This window comes from Thioclava nitratireducens, from assembly GCF_001940525.2.
Taxonomy (GTDB): Bacteria; Pseudomonadota; Alphaproteobacteria; order Rhodobacterales; family Rhodobacteraceae; genus Thioclava; species Thioclava nitratireducens.
This window is the reverse complement of record NZ_CP019437.1, coordinates 1,944,199-1,962,622: the sequence shown is the minus strand read 5'-3', so window position 1 is coordinate 1,962,622 and position 18,424 is coordinate 1,944,199. Positions and strand designations below refer to the sequence as shown.

The window sequence follows — 18,424 nt, the reverse complement described above, 5'->3', positions numbered from 1 at the left end:
GTAGGGCGCGTCGGAATGACAGGCGCCTTACCTAGTAACGCCGCATACCGGAGTCGATGCGCCAGACAAGCATCTGATAAAATTAGTCTTTTATCCCATCTCGCCGAGCGGAAGCGGAACGAATTCCATCAATGTCCTACGCGAAAGAAAGCCTGTTCCACGGCGCGCGGTCTCGGCGAAACGCTATCGTCCTTCACCGGGCCGTGCGCTACGCTTCCGCCCCGGCGGAGGGACGCCCCAGACGGCGTGTGAGGGCGGTCTCCAGCAGGCTCAGGGCGTCATAGACGAGCACCGCGAACAACCCCACGATCACGCCGCCCTGAAGGACGAAGGCCGTGTTGCTGGTCAAAAGCCCGGCGATGATCACCTCGCCCAAAGTCCGCGCGGCCACGGTGGAGCCGACCGTCGCCGTGCCGATGGCGATCACCACCGACAGCCGAATGCCCGTCAGGATCACCGGCAGGGCCAGCGGCAATTCCACCCGGATCAGGCGCTGCCAGCGGGTCAGGCCGATGCCGCGGGCGGCCTCCATCGTCGCGGGCGGCAGAGTCGAGAGCCCGGCAATGGCCGTCTCGAAGATCGGCAGCAAGCCGTAGAGGAACAGCGCCACCAGCGTCGGCCCGGCCCCGAAGCCGAGCGCGGGCACCGCCAGCGCCAGCACCGCAACCGGCGGGAAGGTCTGGCCGATATTGGTGATCGTGCGCGACAGCGGCAGGAAAGCCGCGCCCGCAGGTCGCGTCACGAGGATGGCAAGGCCCACCGCGACCAGCGTCGCCAACCCGGAGGCCAGCGCCACCAGCCCCAGATGGCTGAGCGAGAGCGACAGGATCGAGGCGCGCTCGTAGATCACCGGCCCGCCCGCCGGGGCGAAGGGCGCAAAGACCGGGGCGAACCAATGCGGGCGCAGCACCAGCGCCAGCAGCAGCGCCACGCAGGCGGCCCGGATCGCGCCGCTGCGGCTCATGCCAGCTCCGTCGCGCGGGCGCGGATCGTCGCCAGAGTGACCCGGCCAAGCGGACGCTCGCCATCCGCCACCGGCAGCGCCTCGCAGCCGCGCCAAAGACACAGCGACAGCGCATCGCGCAGGCTGGTGTCGGGCGCGATCGGCGCGCCCTCGGCCGTGCCCTCTTCCATCACGTCCGAGACCGGGATCAACGACAAAAGCCGGAGCGGACGATCGACCCCGCCCACCATCTGCGCGACGAAATCGGTGGCGGGCTCGGCGATGATCTCGGCGGGCGTGCCATGTTGCAGAAGCTTTCCGCCATCCATGACAGCCACCCGGTCGCCCAGATGGATCGCCTCTTCCATGTCATGCGTCACCAGCACGATGGTCGACCCCAGCTGCCGCTGGATGCGCCGCAGATCGGCTTGCGCGCGGGCGCGAATGATCGGGTCGAGCGCGCCGAAAGGCTCGTCCATCAGCAGCAGATCGGGCCGTGAGGCCAAGGCGCGGGCGACGCCCACACGTTGCTGCTGACCGCCCGACAGCTCCGCCGGATAACGGTCGCGAAACTGCGCGGGCTCCATCGAGAACAGGTCCAGCAACTCGTCGACCCGGGCGCTGGTCTTGTCCTTGGACCAGCCGAGCAGTTTGGGCACCGCGCCGATATTGCCCGCGATCGTATAATGCGGGAACAGCCCGTCGCCCTGAATGACATAGCCGATCCGGCGGCGCAGCTCGTGTTTGGGCAGCGCGGCGGTGGACTCGCCATTGATCCGCACCTCGCCGGAACTCGGCTCGATCAGCCGGTTGATCATCCGCAGAAGCGTGGTCTTGCCCGAACCGGAGGTGCCCACGATCACAGTGATCGTTCCGGTCTCGACCGTCATCGAAACGTGGTCCACCGCCGTCGTGTCGTCATAGAGCTTCGTGATCTCGTCGATTTCGATCATTCTTCACGCTCCGTTCGGGGGGTCGTCAGTTCGACGAGGATGTCCATTGCGATGGCCGAAACCAGCGCCAGGGCGACAGTGGGCAGCGCGCCCAGCAAGATCAGGTCGCCCGCCGTCTGGTTGAGGCCCTGAAAGACGAATGTGCCATAGCCGCCGCCGCCGATCAGCCCGGCGATCACTGCCAGCCCGATATTCTGCACCAGCACGATGCGCAGCCCGGCCAGCACCACCGGCAAGCCCAGCGGCAGTTCCACCCGCGCCAGACGCTGGCGCCATGTCATGCCCATCCCACGCGCAGCCTCTAGCGCGGAGGCAGGTGCGCTGCGCAGACCCGCCAGCACGTTGGCGACGACCGGCAGCAGCGAATAGAGGGTGAGTGCAAGGAAGGCAGGCGCGAAGCCGATCCCCGCAATACCGATCGCGCGGGCGCCGGGGATGATCCCGCTCAGCCAGCTCAGCACCGGGATCATGATCCCGAACATCGCGAGCGAGGGGATCGTCTGCAGGAAGCTCAGCACCGGAAGCAATGCACCGCGCAGCGCCGCATTGCGGTGGCACATCACGCCCAGCGGCAGGCCGATCACCGCCGCGGCCAGCAGCGAGCCAAACGCAAGGCCCAGATGGCGCAGGCTCGCGGTGTAGAAGGCATCCTTGCGGCTCGCGAATTCTTGCGCGATAGACAGATCGCTCAGCGCCCCCGACCACAGCAGCGCCGCGACGAGCGCGATCACCAGCCCTAAAATTCCCGCCCGCGCTGCAGGCCCCGGCGACAGCGCGGAAAGCGCGTCGGCCATCATCAGCGCGAAGACCACCAGCAGGAACCAGAACCCCGCCGCCGGCGAGACACGCGCATACTCGCCCGCCTCGGTCAGCAGAAACGACGCGCCCGCGATCAGCAGCCAGACCAGTCCCGCGAGGCCAAGCGCCGCGCCCGCGATGCGCAAGTAAGGCCGCGCGGCGGGCAGGCCCAAGGCGAGCCCCAGCAGCATCAGCGCTATCCCGGGCCCCGTGACCTGCGGCGCGGCGACGCTCCACAGGGCGCGCCCCTCGCCCGCCACGATCCGGTTCGCGGCGAGCGTCAGGAAAGGCGTGAAGATCGCAGCCAGCCCCAAGAGCGCGAAGAGCACCCCGGGCGGCGAGAGGCCAGCGGTCACGCCCCGCACACGCATCGCTGCGGCGCTCAGTTCAACACCCCGATCTGCGTCAGGTAATCCTTCGCGACCGCCTCGGCGGGTTCACCGCCGACCTGGATACGGCCGTTAAGTTTCTGAAGCGTCTGCATGTCGAGCTTGTCGAAGATCGGGTTCAGCACTTCGGGGATCTTCGGATATTCCTTCAGCACCGCGTCGCGCACGATCGGGGTGGGCTCGTAGACCGGCTGCACGCCCTTGTCGTCTTCCATCACGACGAGCCCCGCCGCGCCCACGCCACCATCGGTGCCATAGGCCATCGCCGCGTTCACGCCCGAAGTGCCGCGCGCCGCCGCCTGAATGGTCGCCGCCGTGTCGCCACCCGAGAGAACCACGGTCTGATCGGGGCTCAACTTGAATCCGTAAGCCTTTTCCATCGCGGGCAGCACGGCGGGGGACGAAACGAATTCGGTCGAGGCCGCGAGCTTCACGTCACCGCCATTCGACACCCAGTTGCCGAAATCGGACATGGTGGTGAGGTCGTTCTTTTTGGCCAGATCGCCCGTCACCGCAATCGCCCAGGTGTTGTTGGCCGGCGCGGAATCGAGCCAGGTGATATCGTTCTGCTTGTCCAGTTCGGCCGCGCGCTCATGGGCCTTTGCCGCATCCTTCCAGATATCGCTATCGGCCTCGTTGAAGAAATAGGCCGCGTTGCCGGTATATTCGGGATAGATGTCGATCTGGCCCGCGAGGATCGCCTTGCGAACGACCTGCGTGCCGCCCAATTGCAGCCGCCGCTCCACCGGCATCCCGGCATTTTCCAGCGATAGCGCGATGATATTGCCCAAGAGACCGCCCTCGGTGTCGATCTTGGAGGAGACGGTGATATCGGCCTGCGCGGTGGAGGCGAGTGCGCCCCCGAAGACCGCGGCGGCCAGGATAAGAGGATATTTCATGGCGTGTCTGGCTCCCTGAACAGGTGGCTGTGGTCGTCTCGAGATGTGATCTAGGTTGAGTGTAGGGCCCGGCCCGCGCCCGCCAAGCCTTGCTCCGATCGTCTTTGGTATTGAGAGGCTCGCGCCGCGCGCGTCCCCCTCCCTCCGGGGGGTGCGTCACATTTACGCTAGGTCGATGCGCGAAGTTCTGGGTAGATAGTGAAAAGACATGAGTGATGAGGGACATCATGGCGGGAATTGGCACGGGTCTGGCAAGGCTCGCGATGGTGGCGGTGCCGACCGCTCTCGGTGTGGCGGCGATCGTCTTTGCGGGCGATCTGAAATCGCTGCCCAGTCCGAGCGAGGCGAACCGCCCGGCGGCGCTGGTGCGGGTGATCACGCTCGCGCCCACCGAGATGATCCCGCGCGTCAGCGGCTACGGCATGGTCGCCCCGGTGCGCGAGTGGCGCGCCATCGCCCGGATCGAGGGCGAGATCCGCGACATCGCAGAGCCGCTCGCGCCCGGTGACATCGTGGCGAAAGGCACGCCGCTTTTCACCATCGACGACAGCGATCTGAAACTGCAGCGCGCCAGTCTCGAGGCGCAGGTCGCCGCCTCGAAGGTCAAGGACGATACGGTGCGCACGAGCCTGGAACTGGCGCAATCCGACCTCGCGCTGGCGCAGGATGAGTTCGACCGGCAGAAATCTCTCCACGATCTGGGCCGGATCACTCAAACCCAACTCGACGGGGTGCGCCGCCAACTGCTGACCGCGCAGACCAAGGTCGCCGATCTCGAAAGCCAGCTGAAGCTGAACGAGGCAGAGCGCGAAGTGCTGGATACGCAGGCGGCGACAATCGACCGTGCGATCGGGCTGTCGACGATCACGGCGCCTTTCGACCTGCGGGTCAATTCGCTCGACGCGGATCTCGGGCAATACGTCAATCGCGGTCAGGTCCTGCTGAGCGGCGAAGGCATCGAGGCCGTCGACATCTCGGCGCAATTCCCGATCGGGCGGATGGGGCCCCTGCTCCGGCTCGCGGGCGACGGCACGAAGGTCACGGATCTGAAGGCGCGCGTCACCTTGCCCGAACCCGAGCATCCCATTGTCTGGAAGGCCCGGGTCGAGCGGATGGGCGACGCGATCGACGAGACCACGCAAAGCGCGCCCGTCGTGGTGCGGGTCGACGATCCGTTGGGTCAGGCGCAGGCGGGCGAGCGCCCGCCCCTCCGGCGCAACATGGTCGTCGCGGTGGAACTCGCCGCGCCCAAGCAGAGCCTGCTCGTCGTGCCCGCCGAAGCGGTGGCGGGTGGGAGTGCAATGGTCGTCTCCGAGGATGGGACGCTGGCGAAGCGCGCAGTTAAGACCAGCTTCGTCTCGGGCGATCTGGCGGTGATCGCACAGGGTCTCAAGGCGGGCGATCAACTGGTGATCACCGACCCGTCGATCGCGGTACCGGGCATGGCGGTGAAAGCGACCGAGGACGAGGCTCGCAAGGCGGAGATCGCCGCCGAGGCGCTTGGTCAGACACCGTCGAGCCCGCAACCGGGCAGTGGTGGCGGTGGTGGCGGCGGCGGCAAAGGAGCCGCGCCCGAGGGCGACGCCGCCAAGCCCGCGGGGGCCGCGCAATGATCGCGCTTTTTGCCGGCCATCGCACGGCGGCCAATATCGCGATGATCGCGATTGCGGGCCTCGGGCTGATGGCGCTGCCGAGCCTGCAGCGCGACACCTTTCCGGCGACCCCGCCCTCGGATGTCTCGGTCCGTATCACCTATCCCGGCGCCGCCCCTTCGGAGGTCGAGACCGGCATCTGCACCGTGACCGATCCAATCCTCACGCGGGTCGAGAACCTTGCGAAGCTGACCTGCCTCGCGCGCGACAACAGCGCCCAGATCACCGCAGAGATGATCGAGGGCGCGGATATGACGCGCTTCTACAACGACATCAAGGACGCGGTGGACGGGATCAATTCATTCCCCGACAAGGCTGACGATCCGGTGGTGCAGATCGTCGAGCGCACCGCCTCGGTCTCGTCGGTGGCGGTGACCGGGCCGGACGATCCGGCGGTGCTCTACGCCTATGCCCAGAGCTTCGCCGATCAACTGCGCGCCGATCCCGCGATCTCGCTGGTCTCGGTGAACGGCTTTTCCGACCGCGAAATCGCGATCGAGTTCGACCGTTCCGCGCTGGAGCGCTTCGGGCTCGACATGGGCGCCGTGGGTGCGACGCTGGCGCGCTACAGCCTCGACATGCCCGCGGGCTCGCTCGAGGGGCGATCGGGCGAAGTCGCGATCCGATTCCTCGGCGAGAGGCGCACGCCTGCCGAGCTGGCGCAGATCCCGATTGCGGGCAGTGCCGCGGGCGGCGAGGTGCGGCTGGGCGACGTCGCCACGATCCGCGAAGGCTTCGCCGATCCCTCGCAGGCCACCTATTTCGACGGCAAGCGTGCCGCCATCGTCTCGGTCCAGAAGACCGCCTCGCAGGATGCGCTGCGGGTGCGGGCCGCGCTTGATCGCGAGATGGCGCAGGCGCAGGCCGAGGCACCGGGCAATATCCAGCTCGCGATCTCGGCGGATTCCACGCGCAACATCGTCGAGCGCCTGCGCATCATCGGGGTCAACGGGTTGCAGGGTCTGATCCTCGTGCTGGTCGCGATGTGGCTGTTCTTCGGGCTGCGCATGTCCTTCTGGGTCGCGATGGGCCTGCCGATCAGCTTCCTCGGCGCGATCTTCGCGATGCAATTCCTCGGCTACACGATCAACATGATGACGATGGTGGCGCTCTTGGTCGCGACGGGCCTGTTGATGGACGATGCGATCGTGATCTCCGAAAACATCGTACGCCGTCGGCAACAGGGCGAACCTGCGCAAGTCGCAGCCGTCAAAGGCACGATGCAGGTCTTTCCCGGCGTTCTGGCCTCCTTCCTGACCACGGCAATGGTGATCGGGCCGCTCAGCTTCCTGACCGGCAATATCGGCGCGCTGCTGAAATACATCCCGATCGTGCTGCTTATCACGCTGACGGTCAGCCTGATCGAAGCCTTCCTGATCCTGCCCGCCCATATGCGCCACTCGCTGCGCCACGACATGCGTCCCGGCCCCGTGCAGCGCGCGGTGAACGGCGCGTTTGATCGGCTGCGCGACCGGGTCATCGTGCCGCTTGCCGGGGTGGCGCTACGCTGGCGCTACCTGACCATAGGGCTCGCGATTTTCCTCGTGTCGCTTTCGATCGCGCCCTTCACCGGGGGCTTCCTGAAATACCAGAGCTTCCCGACGCTGGAGAGCGACACGGTCGAGGCGCGGCTTCTGCTGCCTGCGGGCGCACCGCTGTCGCTGACCGAAGCGCGGGTGAGCAAGGTCGTCAAGGCTCTCAAGGAAATGGATGCCGAACTGAGCCCCGCTCAACCAGACGGCCAGCCGCTCGTCCGAAGCTACACGATCACCTATGGCAGCAATGCCGACAGCCCGACCACGGGACCGAACATGGCGACGGTGAGCGCTTCGCTTCTGCCCGCAGGGACGCGCACCACCGATGTCGGCACTGTGCTCGACCGCTGGAAGCAGCTGGTTGGCAAGATGCCCGACATGGCCGCTTTCCGGATCACCGACAAGGAGCGCGGCGCGGGCGGCAAACCGATCGATCTGCTCGTCACCGGCCCGGATCTTGGCGAACTGGCGACCACCGCGCGCGAGTTGCGCCGCTTCTTCCGCGGCTTCGACGGGGTACGCGACGTGACCTTCGATCTGCAGCCGGGCAAGCCCGAGCTGGTGGTGCGGATGAAGCCGGGCGTCGCAAACCTGCTGGGCGTGACGCCTGCCGCGCTGGCCGGTGAGCTGCGCGCAGCCTTCCGTGGCGACAGCGCGGTCAGCTTCGCCGATGCGCGCGGTCAGGTCGATATCGTGGCCCGGCTCGCGCCCTTCGAACGGCGCGCTATCGGCGACGTTCTGGCGCTGCGAGTGCCGGGTAAGAACGGCGCGCTGGTGCCGCTCTCGGCGGTGGCGACGGTCAGCGAGACGCGCGGTTACACCACGATCACCCATGTGAACGGGCAGCGCGCGGTCTCGGTGCAGGGCACGATCGACCCGACGCGGGCCAATTCGCGCGAGTTGATGGCGGCAATGCGGGCCGATTACCTGCCCGAACTGGCGCAGAAGCGTCCCGACGTGAAGGTGCAGGTTCTGGGCGAGGAACAGGACACCGCGACCACCGGCGCGTCGCTTGCGCGCTTCATGACGGCGGGGGCGGTCGGGGTCTACCTGCTGCTGGCCTTCTACATGGGCAGCTTCATCCGACCCGTCGCGGTGATCGCGACGATCCCGCTCAGCCTGATCGGCGTGATGTGGGGGCATGTACTGCTGGGCCTGCCGCTCTCGCTGCCGAGCCTCGTGGGGCTGGCGACGCTGGCGGGCGTGGTGGTGAACGACGCGATCCTGCTCGACGCATTCATCGGCGAGAGACGCGCGACCGGACCCCCGATGCTCGAGGCTGGAAAGGAGGCCGTGCGCGATCGCTTTCGCGCGATCTTCCTGACCTCGCTGACGACGGTGGTCGGGCTCGGCCCGCTTTTGCTGGAGAGCTCGACGCAGGCGCAATTCCTGCGCCCGATCGTGGCGAGCCTCGCCTTCGGTCTGAGCGCGGCGACGGTGCTGTCGCTCTTCGTGACCCCGGCGATCCTCGCCGTGCTCGAGGATTTCGGCGTCCGCACCGCCGATCCCGAGCCGGAGGCGCCGGAGCCTCCTGTCGAACACCCGGTCGACGCCCTGCCCGTCTGAGACGGGGCGCGAACAGACGCGCCCCGACCCGATCAGTCTTTCTTCGGCTTCGGATAAACCGGCAGATGCGGGATCAGGACGTGATCCGGCTGATCGATCGCGAAGAGGAAGGCGCGCGCGATGTCGTCGGGGCGCAGCGCGTCGGGTTTCGCCTCGTCGAAGAACGGCGTATCGACCATGCCCGGATGCAGGCAGGTGACGCGGCCACCGGCTTCACCTAGCTCCTCGCCGAGATTGTCGGCATAGCCGCGGATGAACCACTTGGTCGCCGAATAGACCGAGCCGAACATCGCGCCCTGCGACGCCTTCGAGCCGGTCAGCACCATATGCCCCTTGGAGGCGCGCAGATGCGGCAGGGTGAATTTCGCGGTGTAGGTCACGGCGAGACAGTTCACCTCGATCATCTTCTGGAAGCTCTCGACCGATCCGGCCTCGGTGCCGCGCGCCGAGGCGCCGACGCCCGCATTGGCCAGAACCACGTCGAGCCGACCGTAATGCTCCACCGCGCGGGCGACCATGCGCTCCTGCGCATCGGGGTCGGTGACATCGGTGGGCAGCGCGAGGGCGTTTTCTTCGCCCAGATCCTTGACCAGCGCTTCGAGCTTGTCCTCGGAGCGTGCGGCCAACGCCACCTTGTGACCCGCCTCGACCGCATGGCGCGCGCAGCTCTCGCCGATCCCGGTGGAGGCGCCGGTGATGAGAATGATTTTCGACATGTCAGCCTCTCTGAATTTGGTGGGAACGAAGAAGGCGCCACCCGGACCGGGCAGCGCCTCTCGATATCAGCCCAGCAGGGCCAGTACTTCTTTCGCCGCCGCCTCGGACGACGCCGGGTTCTGGCCCGTCACCAGACGCCCGTCGGCGACCGCATGGGGCTGCCAGTCGTCGACGCTCTCGAACTTCGCACCGAGTTCGCGCAGGCGGGTCTCCAGCAGGAAGGGCACGACATCGGCAAGACCAACGCCACGCTCTTCGCTGTCGGTGAAGGCGGAGACCTTGCGGCCTTTCACGATGGAGTCGCCATTCTTGTCCTTCACCTTGTCGAAGGCCGCCGGGCCGTGACAGACGGAGGCGACGATCTTGCCGCCATCCCAGGCGGTGCTGATCGCCTTCGCGGCGATATCACTCTCGGCGAGGTCGTACATCGCGCCGTGGCCGCCGGGAATGTAGAGCGCGTCGTAGGCGGTGATGTCCTCGTCTTCGATGCGCGAAGGGTTTTCCAGAACCGCCTTCGCCTCTGCATCGTCGCGGAAGCGCGTCACCGAGGCCGGAGCGTCGTCGCCGGTCACGTCCGAATTCGGGTCGATCGGGATCGAGCGGCCGCCGATCGTGGCGACTTTCACCTCGTGACCGGCATCGAGGAAGGCGTAATAGGGCGTCGCCAGTTCCTCGTACCAGACACCGGTGGACTTGCCGGTGTCGCCAAGGGCATCGGCTGCGGTCGAAAGAATAAGAATGCGTGCCATGGGTTTGGCCTCCTTGGTTGTGCGTTTCAGGGCATTTCCGGTCCTGTTCGTCTCGGGCCGTCAACGCGTCCCAGCAGAGATAGGTTGCGTTTACTGATCGAGAAATTGATGCACGCCACGTCAGAAATCGATATTCTGGAGATATGACGCCCGACATATCGCTTTTGCGCGTGTTCCATGCAGTCATGGAAGAACGCAATGTCACCGCCGCGGCCCAACGGCTCGGCCAATCCCAGAGCACGGTGAGCGCTGCGCTGTCACGTCTGCGTGCGGCGCTGGGTGACGAACTGTTCCTGCGCGCCCGCTACGGCGTGGAGCCGACCGAGAAGGCGCTCGAAATCGCGCCCGACATCGCCGCCGGGCTGGAACGGCTGGAACAGGCCTTCCGTGCCGCCGAGCCCTTCGATCCCGCGCGCACCACGCGCCGCTTCCGGCTCTTGCTGGGGCCGTACGCCGAGATCGTGCTGGTGCCGGAGCTCGCTGCCGCCTTTGCGGAGCGGGCCCCGTCGGCCCGGCTGGAGATCGCGCCGATCGGGCCCGATCTGGACCCGCGACAACTCGCCGGTCGGGCCTTCGATCTGGCGGTCGGAAGGTTCGACTCGCCGCCTGAGGATCTCGTGGTCTCGGAGCTGTTCGACGACGGGTTCCGCTGTATCGTCGCGCCGCAAGCCTTGCCGGAAAGCGTGATGCTGGATCGTGACCTCTACGAGAGCCTGCCGCATGTGGTCGTCTCGCCGCCCGGCAATTGGCGCACTGGCGTTCACAAGCGCACGGAAGCGACTGGTCTGCGCCGCAACACGGCCGTCGTGGTCACGCATTTCCTGACCGCTGCGCCCGCCGTCGCGCGGCTGGGCGGCATCGCCACGGTGCCTGCCCGTGTGGCCGCAATGACCGCCGGACCCTACGGCTTGCGCAACGTGCCCGTGCCGGTCGACCTCGGCACCTTTCCCAGCCAGATCGCATGGCACCCACATCTGCGCCGGGATCAGGGCCATGTCTGGTTGCGCGAGCTGATCCGAGAGGTCGTCGCCGAATTCACGTCGCCGGACTGACGCCAGCTCGAATACGTCCGCTCAAGTGACCCGCCCACGCGCCTTGAAAGCGGGGGTATCCCAGTCCCGCTCGGCCATTACCTCGCCGAGGATTTCGGCGGCGCGCGTCACGTCGCCCTCATCGAGGTAAAGGGGCGTGAAGCCGAAACGCATCGCGTCGGGGGCGCGGAAATCCCCGATCACTCCGCGCGCGATGAGGGCCTGAACCACGGCGTAACTGTCAGCGAAACCGAACGAGACCTGGCTGCCGCGCGCCCCCGGGCCGCGCGGGCTGAGCAGCGTCAGCTCGGGGCAGCGCGCCTCGACCTCGCGGATGAACAGCTCCGACAACGCGACGGAGCGCGCCCGCACCTCATCCATCGTCAGCCCGTCCCAGACCTTGAGCGCCTCTTCGAGCGCGGTCATCTGCAGGACCGGCGGCGTGCCGACGCGCATCCGCTCGACAGCGCGGCCGGGGCGATAGTCGAGATCGAAGGCGAAGGGCGCCTCATGGCCAAGCCAGCCGCTGAGTGCAGGGCGCACCGTCTCGGCAATATCGGGGCGGACATAGATGAAGGCCGGGGCGCCGGGGCCGCCATTGAGATATTTGTAGGTGCAGCCGACGGCGAATTCGGCCCCGTTCGCCGTCATGTCCACCGGCACCGCGCCGGCGCTATGGGCGAGATCCCAGATCATCACCGCCCCGACCGCGTGGGCCTTGCGCGTGATTGCCTCGAAGTCGTGCATCCGGCCCGTGCGGTAATCGACCTGCGTCAGCATCACCACCGCGACCTCTTCGGTGATCGCGTCTGCCACATTTTCCGGGGCGGGCGTGCGCAGCTCATGCCCGCGACCCAGTGAGCGGATCAGCCCATCCGCCATATAGAGATCGGTCGGGAAATTGCCCTTGTCCGACAGGATAACCTTCCGGTCGGGCCGCATCTCGAGCGCCGAGGCCAGCACCTGATAGACCTTGATCGAGAGCGTATCGCCCAGCACGACCGACCCTTCCGGCGCCCCGATCAGCCGACCGATGAGGTTGCCGACGCGGGCGGGCTGATCCATCCATTGCGCTTCGTTCCACCCCCGGATGAGCATCCGCCCCCATTCGTCGCGCGCGCAGCTCTCCAGTCGTTCCGCCACGCCGCGCGGCAGCGGCCCGAGCGAGTTCCCGTCGAGATAAATCACCCCCTCGGGCAGATCGAATAGGTGCTTTCTCGGCAGGTTCGGCATGATGGTCTTCCTCTTGTTGTCGCGGCCCGCGGCGCGGCTCTAAACCCGGCAATCTGCTGATGCATCACGAAAGTTTCGGGTCGGGCGCACGCTACCCGGCCAACCCTGCCCTCGCAATATCCCGCGCGATATGCTCTGTCTCCGTACAGGATGCGAAACGAGCGGGAGAGAACATGGAAGACCTGAGCGGGATCGACTGGGAAGATGCTTTCGAGAATGGCGGCTATATCGAGAATGGCAGCAGCTACCCGGATCTGTGGGCCAAGCGCGCCGCCGAATTCCGGTCGCGCCATGCCGATCGGATGAGCGAGGTGGCCTATGGGGATGCGCCCCGCGAAAGGATCGACATCTTCCGCCCCGACGGCGCGTCCAAGGGGCTCGTGGTCTTCGTGCATGGCGGCTACTGGCTGAAATTCAGCAAGGACATGTGGTCCCATCTGGCGGAAGGCGCGCTGTCTCAGGGCTGGACCGTCGCCCTGCCCGGCTACACGCTCGCCCCGGAAAACAGCATCCCCGGCATCGCGCAGCAGATCGCACGGGCCATCGATCACGCGGCTGGGCTGGTGGAGGGCCCGATCCATCTCGTCGGCCATTCCGCGGGCGGGCATCTCGTGACGCGGTCGGTGTCTCAGGGGAGCGCGCTCTCCGACGAAACCGCGGCGCGCATCCGGCGGGTGATCTCGGTAAGCGGTGTGCATGATCTGCGTCCGCTGCAGATGCATTCGATGAACACGCGGCTGGGGATCACGCCCGAGATCGCCGCGAGCGAAAGCCCCGCCCTGCTGAAGCTGCGCCCCGGCGTGAAGGTTACCGTCTGGGTCGGCGCGGCGGAGCGTCCGGAATTCTTGCGCCAGTCGTCCCTGCTCGCCGAGCACTGGTCGTCTTCCGATCTGGTCGCCGCCTACGGGCGGCACCATTTCGACGTGATCGAGGAGCTGTCGGACCCGTCCAGCGCGTTGATCACGGCGCTTCTGAGCACGGATTAAGAAAGCGTCATCCGCCGCCCAAACCGCCTCACCGTTCCACACATCAGTTTCACGTTCGCGCGCTCGGGCTTCGCTGCACTTGCATTCCAACCGGCCTTGGGGTCTCAAAAGAGTGCATCTGTGCACCAAAGCGTCTTGCGAGTGTCGAACATGAGCGATGCCAAGAATACCTACGAACACAGCGTTCCCTTCTTCTGGCCGATGGCGGCGGCGATGGAGTGGCAGAAGATCGGGCTCGACGCGGTCGAAAAAGGGCTGACCTATTTCGACGAGGCGGAGAAGATCACGCACCCGCCCGACCCGGAATGGGCCACGAAGAACGACGTGCTGCTCGATCTCGACACGATGCGGCTGCGCGATTTCGGCGGCACGGGCGGCGGCATTCCGGTGATCGTCGATGCGCCCTATGCCGGGCATTCCTCGACCATCGCGGATTACGCCAAGGGCCAGAGCCTGATCGAGACGCTTTTGGATGTAGGGCTGGGGCGTGTTCTCTGCACCGACTGGAAAAGCGCGACGCCCGAGATGCGCGATTTCGACATCGACAAGTATCTGGCCGAGATCAATGTCGCGGTCGATGATCTCGGCGGGCGGGTGATGCTGGTTGGCCTGTGTCAGGGCGGCTGGATGTCGGCGATGTATGCCGCGCGCTTCCCCGAGAAGGTCGCGGGTCTCGTGCTGGCGGGCTCGCCCATCGACACCGATGCCGGGCACGGGCCGATCCGCAAGCTCGCCCATGAGATGCCGCTTTCGGCCTATCAGGAGATGGTCGAGGCGGGTGAAGGCCGGATGCCGGGGCGGTTCATGCTCACCGGCTGGAAGAACATGCATGCCGATCAGCAGTATTTCGGCAAGTTCGTCGATCTCTACCAGCATATCGACGACCGGAACTTCATGAAGCGCACCGAGCGGTTCGAGAGCTGGTACGAGAACCCCATCGACCTGCCGGGGCGCTATTACCTGCAGGCGATCGACCTGCTGTTCAAACAGAACCTGTTTGCCAAGGGGGAGTTCGAGGGCCTCGGGCGCAAGCTCGATCTGGGCGCGATCACCTGCCCGGCCTTCCTGCTGGCGGGCAAGGCGGACGACATCACCACGCGCGAACAGGTGTTTGCCGCCGAGACGCTGCTCGGCACGCCGCGCAAGGATATCGTGAGCCGCCTCGTCGAAGGCGGGCATATCGGCCTCTTCATGGGCAGCCATACCCTTTCGAATGTCTGGCCGGAAATCGGCCAGTGGCTCGGAAAGCTCGGGGCCAAAGCTGGAGACACGCACAATGGACCAGACCGTCGCTGAACCGATGACGCAGCATGTGCCGAAAACAGACCGCAAGACAGGTCTGAGCGCGGCAGAGGCGGCAGAGAGGCTCGAGCGATACGGTCCGAACGCGCTCAAAAGCGACGAGAAAACACTGCTACAGCGGATCGCGGGGTATTTCTGGGGGCCGATCCCGTGGCTGATCGAACTTGCAGCGCTTCTGTCGCTCGTGCTGCGCGACTGGTCCGATTTCGGCGTGATCTTCGTGATGCTGCTGCTCAACGCGGCCGTGGGTTTCAAGGAAGAGAGCAAGGCGAGTTCCGCCATCGCGGCGCTCAAGGCGCAGCTGGCGCCGAGTGCGCGGGTCAAACGCGACGGGACATGGCAGGAGATCGCGGCGCGTGATCTGGTGCCCGGCGATATCGTGCGCCTGTCGATCGGCCAGATCGTCCCAGCTGACCTGACACTGTTCGAGGGTAAATATCTCTCCATCGACGAGGCGGCTCTGACGGGCGAGTCGCTGCCCGTCGACAAGGCGGTCGGTGACAGCGCCTATTCCGGCTCGGTGGTGAAGCTGGGCGAGATGACCGGCGAAGTCACCGCGACCGGGATGGAGACCTATTTCGGGCACACCGCCTCGCTCGTGCAGACCACGAATGGCAAATCGCATTTCCAGAAGGCCGTGATGCAGATCGGGAATTTCCTGATCGCAGCGGCGCTGGTTCTGGTGGCGATGATCGTGATCGTCTCGTTTCAGCGGAACAACCCGCCGCTCGAGGTGATCCAGTTCGCGCTGATCCTGACGGTCGCGGCGATCCCGGTCGCGCTGCCCACGGTTCTGTCGGTGACGATGGCGGTGGGGGCGGAACGGCTTGCGCGGATGAAGGCGATCGTCTCGCGGCTGGTCTCGATCGAGGAACTGGCGGGCGTCGATGTGCTGTGCTCGGACAAGACCGGGACGCTGACGCTCAACGAGTTGACGGTCGAAGATCCGCGCCCGGCAGAGGGCATCGCGGTTGAAGACCTGCTGCGCGCATCGGCGCTTGCCTGCGACCGCGACGCGCCCGATGCGATCGACACCGCGGTGCTGGCGGCGGCGGCGGGCATTGCGCTCGACGCTATCGAGACCCTCAGCTTCACGCCCTTCGATCCGGTCAGCAAACGCAGCGAGGCGGAGCTGCGCCACGAGGCCGATCGCTGGCAAGTCGCGAAAGGCGCGCCGCAGGTGATCGTGGAGCTTGCAGCGCTGACAGATGACGCACGCAAGGCGGTGGAGGACGAAGTCGAAACCCTTGCGCAGCAGGGCTACCGCGCACTCGGGGCCGCACAGAAACGCGCCGGGCAGGACTGGGAATTCCTTGGTCTGCTGCCGATCATCGATCCGCCGCGCCCGGATGCGGCCAGCACCATCGCGGACGCGCGCGACATGGGGATCGATGTCAAAATCATCACCGGCGACCACGAAGCCATCGCGCGCCAGATCGCGGGCAAACTCGACCTCGGGCAGAAGATCTATCCCGCAGGCGAGTTGCTCGACGGCGACCCGGCCACGGTGGAGGCCAATGTCCGCGCCGCCGACGGCTTCGCGCGGGTCCTGCCCGAACACAAGTTCCGGATCGTCGAGGTGCTTCAGGCCGGGCATTCCATCGTCGCGATGACCGGGGACGGGGTGAACGACGCCCCTGCCCTGCGCAAGGCCGATGCCGGGATCGCTGTGAGCGGCGCGACCGATGCCGCGCGCGCCGCCGCCGATCTGGTGCTGACCGACAAGGGCCTGTCGATCATCACCACGGCAATCGAGGAAGCCCGCCGCATCTTCGAGCGGATGACGAGCTATGCCACCTTCCGCGTCGCCGAGACGATCCGGGTGCTGCTATTCATGACGCTCTCGATTCTCGTCTTCGATTTCTACCCTGTCACTGCGATCATGATCGTGCTGCTGGCGGTGCTGAATGATTTCCCGATCATGATGATCGCCTACGACAATGTCTCGGTCTCGCCACGCCCGGTGCGCTGGGACATGCGGCGCGTGCTGACGGTGGCGGCGACGCTTGGCGTGACCGGGGTGATCGAGACCTTCGTGCTGTTCTGGTTCGTCGATGCCTATCTCGGCCTGCCGCGCGACCAGATCCAGACGATCATCTTCCTCAAGCTTCTCGTCTCGGGGCACATGACGCTGTTCGTCACGCGCCATCAAAGCTGGTTCTGGCGGCGCCCCTTCCCGGCGCTGCGCCTGTTCGCGACGACGGAGGCTACGCAATTGCTGGGCACGCTGATCGCGGTCTATGGGCTGTTCGTGACGCCGATCGGCTGGGGGCCCGCGCTGCTGGTCTGGCTCTATTGCCTCGTCTGGCTGCCCCTCGAGGGGGCGATGGCCTTGCTCATACGCGCGCTTTATGATCGCAGGGCACAAGCGCGCGGGCAGTAAGCCCATCACGGCGCTTGCAGGAGGCACATGACGGACGACACGCAAGAGGCAATGGAAACCCCGACAGGTAAACGCGGGCGCGGATTGCCGATGGGCATCTGGGCGCTGGGGTTCGTGTCGCTTTTCATGGATGTCTCCTCCGAGATGATCCATGCGCTGCTGCCGGTCTACCTGATGACCGGACTTGGCGCGACGGCGCTGGCGGTGGGTGTGATCGAAGGGATCGCCGAAGCCACCGCCGCGATCACCAAGGTCTTCTCGGGGGCGCTGTCGGACCGGATCGGGCGGCGCAAGGAGCTGGCCGCGCTCGGCTACGGGCTGGCGGCTGTGACGAAACCGATCTTTCCGCTCGCGCCGACCTTCGACTGGCTTGTGGCCGCGCGCTTCATCGACCGGGTGGGCAAAGGCATCCGGGGCGCCCCGCGCGACGCGCTGATCGCCGACCTCGCGCCGGGCAAGATGCGCGGCGCGGCCTTCGGGCTTCGGCAATCGCTCGACACGGTGGGCGCCTTCCTCGGGCCGCTCGCCGCGATCGGGCTGATGTGGCTGTTCTCGGACGATTTCCGCTCGGTCTTCTGGGTCGCGGTGATCCCGGCTTTCCTGTCGCTCGGGCTGATCCTGTTCGTGGTGAAAGAGCCCGCCCATCCCCGCGCGCAGCGGCAGGTGCGCAACCCCCTCGCCCGGTCAGAGCTCAAGCTCTTGGGTAACGTGTTCTGGTGGGTCGTGGTCGTCGCGACGCTGTTCACGCTCGCCCGGTTCAGCGAGGCCTTCCTGATCCTGCGCGCCAATGACGACGGCATCCCGGTGATGCTGGTGCCGCTGGTTCTGGTGGGGATGAACGCGGTCTATGCGCTGATCGCCTATCCGGTCGGGGCGCTTTCCGACCGGGTCGGTCGTGTCGGGCTGCTGCTGGTCGGGCTGGGGCTGTTGATCGCGGCGGACCTGACGCTCGCGCTGGTCGGCGGGATCGGCGGTCTTGCGATCGGTGTGCTCCTGTGGGGAATGCATATGGGCTTCACCCAGGGGCTGTTGGCCGCGCTGGTGGCCGAAGCCGTCCCGGCAGAGCTGCGCGGCACCGCCTTTGGCATGTTCAACCTCGTCACCGGCATGGCGCTGCTGATCGCCAGCGTGATCGCAGGGGCGCTGTGGGAGTTCGGCGGCGCGCAATGGACCTTCCTTGCGGGCGCGGGCTTCGCGACGACGGCGGTGCTGGGCCTGCTGCCGCTGCGCAGCCGGCTCAACGGGACGCACAAGCCCAAGAGCGTAGGCTGACGCAGAAATTGCGCCG

Annotated in this window: 14 protein-coding genes; 7 read left to right on the top strand and 7 right to left on the bottom strand. The window is 66.4% G+C overall.

All coding sequences use genetic code 11. The annotated features are described in order from the left end of the window. Positions 1–208: 208 nt before the first annotated feature. From BMG03_RS09395 to osmF, 4 genes are read right to left on the bottom strand one after another with little or no spacing between them, the layout of a single operon-like run. Positions 209–964 carry an ABC transporter permease gene (locus BMG03_RS09395; RefSeq protein WP_075774677.1) on the bottom strand — a complete coding sequence of 252 codons (756 nt, stop codon included), beginning with the start codon at positions 962–964 and terminating at the stop codon, positions 209–211. Then, on the bottom strand, positions 961–1,896 hold the full coding sequence (locus tag BMG03_RS09390) for an ABC transporter ATP-binding protein (protein ID WP_075774676.1): 936 nt from the start codon (positions 1,894–1,896) through the stop codon (positions 961–963). The genes BMG03_RS09395 and BMG03_RS09390 overlap by 4 nt, the downstream gene beginning before the upstream one ends. Beyond that, entirely contained in the window at positions 1,893–3,065 is a 1,173-nt protein-coding gene (locus BMG03_RS09385; RefSeq protein ID WP_075774675.1) for an ABC transporter permease, read from the bottom strand. The genes BMG03_RS09390 and BMG03_RS09385 overlap by 4 nt, the downstream gene beginning before the upstream one ends. Before the next feature lie 11 nt (positions 3,066–3,076). Next, complete coding sequence (gene osmF, locus BMG03_RS09380; RefSeq protein ID WP_075774674.1) at positions 3,077–3,982, bottom strand: glycine betaine ABC transporter substrate-binding protein OsmF; 906 nt, start codon at positions 3,980–3,982, stop codon at positions 3,077–3,079. A gap of 227 nt (positions 3,983–4,209) precedes the next feature. Here osmF and BMG03_RS09375 point away from each other — a divergent pair, with 227 nt between their 5' ends. Together BMG03_RS09375 and BMG03_RS09370 are read left to right on the top strand one after the other, a co-directional pair. Then, entirely contained in the window at positions 4,210–5,595 is a 1,386-nt protein-coding gene (locus BMG03_RS09375) for an efflux RND transporter periplasmic adaptor subunit (protein WP_075774673.1), read from the top strand. Further along, complete coding sequence (locus tag BMG03_RS09370) at positions 5,592–8,735, top strand: efflux RND transporter permease subunit (RefSeq protein WP_075774672.1); 3,144 nt, start codon at positions 5,592–5,594, stop codon at positions 8,733–8,735. The genes BMG03_RS09375 and BMG03_RS09370 overlap by 4 nt, the downstream gene beginning before the upstream one ends. A gap of 32 nt (positions 8,736–8,767) precedes the next feature. Here BMG03_RS09370 and BMG03_RS09365 read toward each other — a convergent pair whose 3' ends face one another. Further along, positions 8,768–9,451, bottom strand: a complete 684-nt coding sequence (locus BMG03_RS09365; RefSeq protein ID WP_075774671.1) for an SDR family oxidoreductase — start codon at positions 9,449–9,451, stop codon at positions 8,768–8,770. Positions 9,452–9,517: 66 nt separating this feature from the next. Continuing rightward, positions 9,518–10,201, bottom strand: a complete 684-nt coding sequence (locus tag BMG03_RS09360; RefSeq protein ID WP_075774670.1) for a type 1 glutamine amidotransferase domain-containing protein — start codon at positions 10,199–10,201, stop codon at positions 9,518–9,520. A gap of 143 nt (positions 10,202–10,344) precedes the next feature. On the opposite strand from BMG03_RS09360, the gene BMG03_RS09355 reads away from it, so the two are divergent. Further along, positions 10,345–11,253 carry a LysR family transcriptional regulator gene (locus BMG03_RS09355; RefSeq protein WP_075774669.1) on the top strand — a complete coding sequence of 303 codons (909 nt, stop codon included), beginning with the start codon at positions 10,345–10,347 and terminating at the stop codon, positions 11,251–11,253. 21 nt (positions 11,254–11,274) lie between these two features. Here BMG03_RS09355 and kynU read toward each other — a convergent pair whose 3' ends face one another. Beyond that, complete coding sequence (gene kynU / locus BMG03_RS09350) at positions 11,275–12,465, bottom strand: kynureninase (RefSeq protein ID WP_075774668.1); 1,191 nt, start codon at positions 12,463–12,465, stop codon at positions 11,275–11,277. A gap of 173 nt (positions 12,466–12,638) precedes the next feature. Here kynU and BMG03_RS09345 point away from each other — a divergent pair, with 173 nt between their 5' ends. From BMG03_RS09345 to BMG03_RS09330, 4 genes are all read left to right on the top strand, one after another. Continuing rightward, on the top strand, positions 12,639–13,451 hold the full coding sequence (locus tag BMG03_RS09345; RefSeq protein WP_075774667.1) for an alpha/beta hydrolase: 813 nt from the start codon (positions 12,639–12,641) through the stop codon (positions 13,449–13,451). 150 nt (positions 13,452–13,601) lie between these two features. Then, positions 13,602–14,747 (top strand): alpha/beta fold hydrolase, encoded by a 1,146-nt coding sequence (locus BMG03_RS09340; protein ID WP_075774757.1) that lies wholly within the window; start codon positions 13,602–13,604, stop codon positions 14,745–14,747. Beyond that, positions 14,728–17,136 carry a plasma-membrane proton-efflux P-type ATPase gene (locus BMG03_RS09335; RefSeq protein WP_075774666.1) on the top strand — a complete coding sequence of 803 codons (2,409 nt, stop codon included), beginning with the start codon at positions 14,728–14,730 and terminating at the stop codon, positions 17,134–17,136. Before BMG03_RS09340 ends, BMG03_RS09335 begins: the two co-directional genes overlap by 20 nt. A 27-nt stretch (positions 17,137–17,163) precedes the next feature. Continuing rightward, positions 17,164–18,408 (top strand): MFS transporter, encoded by a 1,245-nt coding sequence (locus BMG03_RS09330; RefSeq protein WP_075774665.1) that lies wholly within the window; start codon positions 17,164–17,166, stop codon positions 18,406–18,408. The last annotated feature ends 16 nt before the right edge of the window (positions 18,409–18,424 follow it).

Excerpts from the sequence above, each read along its gene's own strand:
- BMG03_RS09345 (WP_075774667.1), top strand. The coding sequence starts at position 12,639 with ATGGAAGACCTGAGCGGGATCGACTGGGAAGATGCTTTCGAGAATGGC.
- BMG03_RS09375 (WP_075774673.1), top strand. The coding sequence starts at position 4,210 with ATGGCGGGAATTGGCACGGGTCTGGCAAGGCTCGCGATGGTGGCGGTG.
- BMG03_RS09370 (WP_075774672.1), top strand. The coding sequence starts at position 5,592 with ATGATCGCGCTTTTTGCCGGCCATCGCACGGCGGCCAATATCGCGATG.
- BMG03_RS09335 (WP_075774666.1), top strand. The coding sequence starts at position 14,728 with ATGGACCAGACCGTCGCTGAACCGATGACGCAGCATGTGCCGAAAACA.
- kynU (WP_075774668.1), bottom strand. The coding sequence starts at position 12,465 with ATGCCGAACCTGCCGAGAAAGCACCTATTCGATCTGCCCGAGGGGGTG.
- BMG03_RS09360 (WP_075774670.1), bottom strand. The coding sequence starts at position 10,201 with ATGGCACGCATTCTTATTCTTTCGACCGCAGCCGATGCCCTTGGCGAC.
- BMG03_RS09330 (WP_075774665.1), top strand. The coding sequence starts at position 17,164 with ATGACGGACGACACGCAAGAGGCAATGGAAACCCCGACAGGTAAACGC.
- osmF (WP_075774674.1), bottom strand. The coding sequence starts at position 3,982 with ATGAAATATCCTCTTATCCTGGCCGCCGCGGTCTTCGGGGGCGCACTC.
- BMG03_RS09385 (WP_075774675.1), bottom strand. The coding sequence starts at position 3,065 with ATGCGTGTGCGGGGCGTGACCGCTGGCCTCTCGCCGCCCGGGGTGCTC.
- BMG03_RS09390 (WP_075774676.1), bottom strand. The coding sequence starts at position 1,896 with ATGATCGAAATCGACGAGATCACGAAGCTCTATGACGACACGACGGCG.
- BMG03_RS09340 (WP_075774757.1), top strand. The coding sequence starts at position 13,602 with ATGAGCGATGCCAAGAATACCTACGAACACAGCGTTCCCTTCTTCTGG.
- BMG03_RS09355 (WP_075774669.1), top strand. The coding sequence starts at position 10,345 with ATGACGCCCGACATATCGCTTTTGCGCGTGTTCCATGCAGTCATGGAA.
- BMG03_RS09395 (WP_075774677.1), bottom strand. The coding sequence starts at position 964 with ATGAGCCGCAGCGGCGCGATCCGGGCCGCCTGCGTGGCGCTGCTGCTG.
- BMG03_RS09365 (WP_075774671.1), bottom strand. The coding sequence starts at position 9,451 with ATGTCGAAAATCATTCTCATCACCGGCGCCTCCACCGGGATCGGCGAG.